At 39.2% G+C, this 7632-nt stretch carries 5 protein-coding genes and 1 pseudogene; all 6 read left to right on the top strand.

Annotated elements, in window-relative coordinates; translation table 11 throughout:
- Positions 1-243: 243 nt before the first annotated feature.
- Complete coding sequence (gene flgJ / locus H5119_RS01605) at positions 244-1239, top strand: flagellar assembly peptidoglycan hydrolase FlgJ (RefSeq protein WP_182700956.1); 996 nt, start codon at positions 244-246, stop codon at positions 1237-1239.
- Position 1240: 1 nt separating this feature from the next.
- Entirely contained in the window at positions 1241-3250 is a 2010-nt protein-coding gene (gene flgK, locus H5119_RS01600) for a flagellar hook-associated protein FlgK (RefSeq protein WP_182700955.1), read from the top strand.
- Positions 3251-3252: 2 nt separating this feature from the next.
- On the top strand, positions 3253-4512 hold the full coding sequence (gene flgL / locus H5119_RS01595) for a flagellar hook-associated protein FlgL (RefSeq protein WP_182700954.1): 1260 nt from the start codon (positions 3253-3255) through the stop codon (positions 4510-4512).
- 275 nt (positions 4513-4787) lie between these two features.
- Positions 4788-5198, top strand: a pseudogene (locus H5119_RS20755) (flagellin); the annotation flags it as partial.
- 438 nt (positions 5199-5636) lie between these two features.
- A complete protein-coding gene (locus tag H5119_RS20750) occupies positions 5637-6236 on the top strand; it encodes a flagellin (protein WP_404936258.1) in 600 nt (199 codons plus the stop codon).
- Between the two features lie 279 nt (positions 6237-6515).
- Positions 6516-7613: a VCBS repeat-containing protein gene (locus H5119_RS01585; RefSeq protein WP_182700952.1), complete on the top strand. Its 1098-nt coding sequence runs from the start codon at positions 6516-6518 to the stop codon at positions 7611-7613.
- Positions 7614-7632 lie beyond the last annotated feature (19 nt).

The raw sequence follows: 7632 nt of genomic DNA, 5'->3' as shown, positions 1-7632 counted from the left end.
GCCTAGGGGCAATTTACTCTTTGTTGCTCGGTTTTTACTTAGCCCACTAGGTTACAAACCTCACGCCGCGATTAAATCGCCCCTAGATTGAACAAATTTTAATCCTGAAAGGTCAACAGGCCCTAGAAAACTATTTTTTAGGACTTAACTTGTACATTTCCCACCAACATAGTTTTATCACATATTAAGTGGTTCAATTTTTGCATTCTAATTCGTATTATTCATTATTGTGTCAAAAAGCTGATGGAAACAAATCACCTCGATAAGCAAAACTTTTTTGATTTAGGTAACTTAGATTCTCTGCGTCGAGAAGCCTTAACGAGCGGTGATGCGTCAACGGATGCGTCTAAAGCTGCGCTCAAAAAAGCGGCGGCACAATTTGAAGCTATTTTTACGCAAATGTTGCTCAAAAGTATGCGCAAAGCAAACGAAGCATTTGAAGACAAAGAAAGTCCTTTTAATTCAAGTGGTGTTAAGTTTTTTGAAGAAATGCACGATCAGCAATTATCTACTGAGCTTTCATCTAATGGTTCATTGGGGTTGGCTGATTTAATTGTTCAACAGTTATCTCCGGACGGTAAGAGCTTTATGCCGGGGTCTGTACTTAGAACCACTAATGATATTTTTAGTGATAAACGAGCTGGTTCGACACTTCCTCATGAGCAAACAGCACAAGAAGCAACGTCTGCTCTTAATAACAATAAAGCAGAGGCTGAAAAATCAACAGTAACCACGCCTACGTTTGAAACCGCTGAAGAGTTTGTCAGTTCGGTTTGGGAACATGCTAAAACAGCCGCACAAAAAATTGGCTTGAATCCCGCTGTTATGGTTGCACAAGCTGCACTTGAAACGGGTTGGGGTAAACACATCATTAATAAAAGTGACGGTAATAGTTCATTCAACTTATTTAATATTAAGTCAGATAAAAGTTGGGAAGGCGAAAAAGCAAGCAAAGTAACACTCGAATTTGAGCAGGGCACGGCAGTAAAAAAACAAGCTAGCTTTAGAGCTTACGATTCAATAAAAGAAAGTGTTAATGATTTTGTTGATTTTTTAACACAAAACCCGCGTTACCAAGATGCACTACAAAATACTGCAAAACCGACTGAATTTTTAGATTCATTACAAAAAGCAGGTTATGCCACCGATCCAAACTATGCCAGCAAAATAAAGAAAGTGCTTAACAGTGATGAGCTAAAAGATATTGCGGCAAATGTAATCCGCCAAGGAGTAAAGTAACATGTCGTATGATTTATTTAATATTGCACGTTCAGGAGTCAGAGCTAATTCTGAATTGTTGCAAACGACAAGTAAAAACATTGCGAATGTGAATACTGAGGGCTACGTACGCGAGCGAACAGAATTTGCAACAACCTTTGATAATCAGGTGGGTAGGGATAAAACATACCGACTACTTAACGAATTTGCGCAGAAGCAATTAAATAGAGATACCTCTAATAAAACCTTTTTTGATCAATTTGTTGGTGAAGCGAACCGGATTGATACCTTGTTTTCGGAAGAGTCTAATAGCTTATCAACACGTATAAATTCCATGTTTAATAATGTGCAAGAGGCACTAAATCAGCCCTCGTCTTCGGTTGCTCGTTCATTAGTTATAAGCGACACAAAAAATTTACTCGATCAAATGAATAGACTTTCAGGAATTGTGTCAGAGCAAAAAGAAGTGGTGAATGAGCAGTTAGAAATATTTGCCGGTGAAGCCAATACGTTAATCCAAAGCATTAATACCTTGAATCAAGAAATTGCAGGGGTTAGCGGCACAAGCCAAGAGGCTAATGCGAGCTCTGCTTATAATGAACGTGATAAAGCAATTCGCGATTTATCTAAACTAATTGATATTGAAACGCTCGATGGCCCTAATGGCGAAAAGCAAGTTTTTATGGGCACGGGTGAAGCCGTAGTTATGCAAAATGGTTCATTTAATTTATTTTCAATAAGCAGTGATCCTGACGCCGATTTTAAAGAACTTCGTCTAGAGGTAAACGGTGGTAAAGCTGTGCCAATAGAAGTTGATGCGAGCAAATTAAAGGGCAAAATAGGCGGTTTACTCGCTTTTAGAGACGATATTTTAGTGCCTACTCAAAATCAAATTGGACAAATGGGAATTGCTCTAGCTGATTCATTCAACCAGCAGAACCGCCTTGGTATGGATGCCGATGGAGAGCTTGGCGGCGATATATTTAATATACCTACGGTTAACGGTTACGCCTATAAAGCGAACACAGGTACCGCAGGAATAACCGCAACGGTTGAAGCTGGAAAAGGAAGCGAGCTTCCAGCTAGTGATTTTATTATTACTTTTACTACAAACCCTAATGAAGTCAGTATTCAGCCTATTGATAACAAAGGGGAGCCCTTAGGTAATCCCTCTCTTGCAACTGTGCCTGCAAGTGGAATTGTCGATTCAGCCGCTATAACAAGTGGCGAATCGTTTGGTTTACAAATGAATATAGCGGGCGCGGGTGTTGCGGGGGATCAATTTCAAGTAAAACTAAACTCTGGAGCCGCCGGTAATATTACACTGACCACTGAAAGAGGTGAAGATTTAGCATTAGCATCGCCTGTAAGAACCAAAAATAATATTGATAATACTGGGAGCGCGGCTATTTCGGCGGGCGACGTAAGCAGTGTTACAGCCGGTGGATTTACCAATCTGCCTTTAGGGCTAACTAATGGTCCTATTACGCTAGTTAAAACAGCTAATACAAACGAGTATCAGGTAACAGATACGAGCGGTACGACCACATTCACTGTAACGCCACCGGCTAATAATATATTGGCGCAAGCTGGTGCACCTTATAGCACCTATGGTTTTGATTTTAATATAGATGGGGTTCCTGCAACGGGCGATACCTTTACATTAGAGTTTAACGAAGGGGGCTTTGACGATAACCGTAATGGTTTAAAACTTGCTGAACTTCAAAATGGCGAATTGGTTCGTCAAAATGTAGTCGCAAGTGCATCTGCAGATAACCACGGAACATTTAATCAAGCTTTTGCTGAGGTTGTTACAGATATTGGTGTGGTAACAGGTCAGGCGAAAACAAATGGGGCCGCGTTTGATGCGCTTGCCAAGCAATCTGAATCTTGGTACGAGTCGCTATCAGGTGTAAACCTTGATGAAGAGGCGGCAAATTTACTGCGTTTTCAACAATCTTATGCCGCCTCAGCACAAGTTTTAGCAGCAGCCCGTTCTATTTTTGAAACTTTACTTAGTGCCGCGAGGTAATTATGCGCTTATCAAATAACTTAATGTATCAAAACAGTATTAATAACATACTTAAAAATCAACAAGGTGTGGCAAGTGCTCAAGAGCGTGTAACTACCGGAGAAAAGTATTTAACGACTTCAGAAGCGCCAGCTGCGGTATCGCAAGGTATGCTGTACACCAATAAAATAGAAACAAATGAACAGTACACTAAAAATATTAATCAGCTCAAAGGTCGATTAGAGACTGAGCATAGTATTTTAAAAGGCATGAATGAAAACATTTTAGCTACGCAAGAATTAACCATTCGGGCGGGTAATGGTTCGCTTAGTAAAAGTGATTTGGCAGGAATTGCAGGTGAGCTACAAGAGTTACAAAAGTCATTGGTTAACTTAATGAACACCCAGTCAGAAGGTGGTAAATATATTTTCTCTGGGTATCAAGACAATATCCAAACTTATACTTTTAATAACGTCACTAAAAAATATGAGTATCAAGGCGATCAGGGCCAACATGAGGTGACTATTGCTAAAGGTGTTGAAATTAAATCCAGCGATAATGGATTTAACGCGTTTGAAAAAGTTGATGCCCGATTAGATGTAACCTCAAACAGAGGCACAGCTACAGGTACAATCACATCGGGCACTGTTTACGTTAGTAACCAAGGTGAGTTTGATAAGTTCCATAGCAATAATTACAACACGGACCCAGATCCTTTGGTTTCAGCAACTGTAAATACATACAACGTTAATGTATTACCAGGTGCAACAGCATCTTCCCCTGATACATACGAAATACTACGTGATGGTGTGCCACTTGTTCCTCCTGTTACAGGGGAGGTAACCGATGAGACAATTGAATTTGCTGGGATGGAAATTAAACTCGAAGGCGAAGCACCAGGGCAGTTAGATTTTAGTCTTGAGAAACCGCATAAAGAAAATGTACTCAATACTCTGCAAGGGCTTATAACAAGTTTAAAAGATGAAACGCTAGAAGGTGAAGACTTACAACAAGCGTTAGCTAGTGGCCTAATACAACTAAAAAATGCGAGTGAGCAAGTTGTATTTACGCAATCTAGTCTGGGTGGGCGAATGAATGTAGTTGATAAAGTAACTGATTCTAATAGTGCTGTAGATATAAATAACAAAGCGAGCAAATCAAGTTTAGTTGAAGTTGATATGGCAGAAGCTATTAGTGAATTAACTAAACAAGAAACTGGATTGCAGGCGTCGCAAGCCACGTTTGGCCGTTTGGCTAAACTAACATTATTTGATTATATATAAACCAAACTTATTCACGTTATTGCCCTTCATCAGTAAGGGTAATAACTTGCCCTTATTAAGCGGCAAAAAATTGTCACCCCTTTCTTCCTCTTTTATAAAATCAATTTAACTATTAACTAATACCCATTTTATTTTTGTTTTTCATGTTTAAAAACAATGCCTTAATGTTTTAATTTGAGTTGGCACAACAAATGCATTTACTTGATCATAGAAAAGTGTGGATTCTGCTAAAGAAAATTGAACCACATTCTTAATTAAAACTAGGAGATGGTAAAATGGCTTTAAGCGTAAATACAAATGTTGCATCACTTAATGGGCAACGAAATCTATCAAAATCTAGTATGGCACTAGAAACATCAATGCAGAGATTATCATCAGGCTTGCGAATCAATAGCGCTAAAGATGATGCGGCAGGTCTGCAAATTGCCAATCGCTTAACTTCACAAGTTAATGGCTTAACGGTTGCACAACGAAATGCAAATGATGGTATTTCAATGGCACAAACCGCAGAAGGTGCAATGCAAGAATCGGCAAACATACTACAGCGTATGCGTGACTTATCACTGCAATCAGCGAATGGCTCTAATAGTGCGGTTGACCGTGCTTCACTGCAAAAAGAAGTCAGTGCACTTCAACAAGAATTAACACGTATTTCAGATACCACTAAATTTGGTGGCACCAATTTATTAGATGGCACATTCGGTACAAAGCAATTTCAGGTTGGTGCTAATGCGAATGAAACAATTAATGTAAGCTTACGTAACGTAGCCGCAGATTCAATTGGCGCACATGAAATTAAAGGGCCTGCGACTGCCACTGCAGCAAATACTGCCTTGGGTGATGTACAAACTGTAAACTTAGCCACTAACCATGGCACCAGTGCTGATACGGTTAATATTAATGGTACAGATATTGTTGTTGCTGCTGGCTCTGGTGCGGCTGCTATCGCAGATACAATTAATAAGTCAGGCGCCGGTGTGGTAGCAGAGGCAAAAATTGTCACGACTTTCTCAAATATTACATCAGACAGTAAAGGCGTGATTGAAATTAAGAAAAATGGCGTGGTTGAGAAGTCATTTGACTTAGGTAATTATGGTGGTGAAAAAGAACGCTTGACTACCGATATGCAACAAGCTGGTTATGATGCTATTTATGACCCAGCAACTGAAGTGATTTCTTTTAAAGCAACTGACGTTGATGGTATTGATATCACAGGTACAGAGGTAGGTGATTTTACTTTAGGTGGAACGGCAGTAACAAGTACTGCTAACTCATTTAGTGTTTCTGCAGAGCTGAACTTATCATCGGCAAATAAAATAGGTATTTCAGGGACCACCGCGAATGAATTGTTTGGCACAGGGGCTGCTGCAATACAATCATCAGGCGGCTCTAGTTCATTAACAAGTATTGAAAGTGTTGATATTTCAGGTTCAACTTCAGAAGGCGCACAAGAAGCTATCAAAGCAATTGATGCAGCATTAGCACAAATTGATGCCCAACGTGCCGACTTAGGTGCGGTGCAAAACCGCTTTGGCTTTACTATTGCCAATCTTGCTAACGTATCTGAAAACGTATCAGCTTCGCGTAGTCGTATTCAAGATACCGATTACGCGCTTGAAACAGCGACATTGACTAAAAACCAAATAATGCAACAAGCAGGCACAACCATCCTGTCGCAAGCAAATCAGTTACCACAGGCAGCATTAAGCTTACTAGGTGGTTAAGTCACTGCCTTATAATAAGCATGAATCATTTAGCGCACCTACTTAGGTGCGTTTTTTGTAATTTAAAAAAACACCCTCAAAAAGCATTAAATTTAATAATCATAACCGCAATTAAATGTCAGTACTCTTACCATTCAATTAAATTACGCTATACACCTTGCTTTTCGAAAGCTATTGCATCTAATCTTTTGTACCTGTTTTATCAAGAAGTTGCTTGTTTTTTATCTAGTGATATTTTATAGTTTAATTTCAATTAACTAAGAAAAAGGAATTGTAATAATGAACAGTAAACTGAGTATACTTTGCGCAACGGTCTCTCTAGCTTTAACAAGCTTTAGCGCTGTAAGCGGTACGGGATTTTTTGTTGATTCGGGACAAGCGTTAGAGAGTCGAGGTGTGTTTTCACTAGCAATAGCTGATGTAGACAACGATGGTGATTTAGATATCGCTACCTCTATTCCTAGTGGTGCTCGTATTTTTTTGAATGATGGTTTAGGTAACTTTTCCGACTCAGGGCAAATAACTGATGTTAATGAACAAATGTATTCTTATTCTGTGAAGCTTGCTGACTTCAATGGAAATGGTTATGTAGATTTGGTTATTGGTAATGATAGCGGTGCAAACAAAGTTTTTTTTAATGATGGAGCGGGGGTTTTTACTGACTCAGGACAATCTTTAGGTGATAGTAAAACTCAAGCCCTTGCTGTAGGTGATATGGATAACGATGGTGATATAGACATAGTCGAGGGAAATTTTGGAAATTATAATCGAGTTTATGAAAATAATGGATCGGGCATATTTAATCGCTCCTTTAGCTTAAAAGAACCAAATAAGAGAAGCAGAACAAGAACACAAGCAATTGCAGTTGGAGATTTTAACGGCGATGGTCGGTTAGACATATATGCAGGTAATATAAATGAAGACACCGTGTATATGAGTAATGAATATGGGCAGTTTAGAGCGGTTAAAAAAACGGCTGGTGAATACCATGCTCCGGGTGTTGCTGTTGGTAATATTAATAATGACTCATATCAGGACGTTGTAACTGCGGGCTGGCTTACCCATAACAGAGCTAGAAAAGGCTCAGGGTTAGCTGTAAGCAGCAATATTGGAGAATATAATGATTATACTTGGGCTGTTGCCCTTGGTGATGTCAATGGCGATGGTTATGATGATTTAGTTGAGGCTAATGCTCTTGGTAATGCTAATAGAGTATATTTAAATAATGGTTCAGGTGCTTTTCGTGGCAATGGCCAATCGCTAGGTAATAATAACAGTAGAGCTATTGCTCTTGGTGATTTAGATGGTGATGGTGACCTTGATGTAGTGATAGGTCATCTAGATGCACCCGTTTCAATATATTTTAATAATAATTAAGTGCTAAAAAGCAAAATAA

This window comes from Pseudoalteromonas sp. SG45-5 (assembly GCF_014164085.1).
Lineage (GTDB): Bacteria > Pseudomonadota > Gammaproteobacteria > Enterobacterales > Alteromonadaceae > Pseudoalteromonas > Pseudoalteromonas aliena.
Note: the sequence above shows the minus strand (reverse complement) of the source record. Positions and strands in the feature narration are given on the sequence as shown.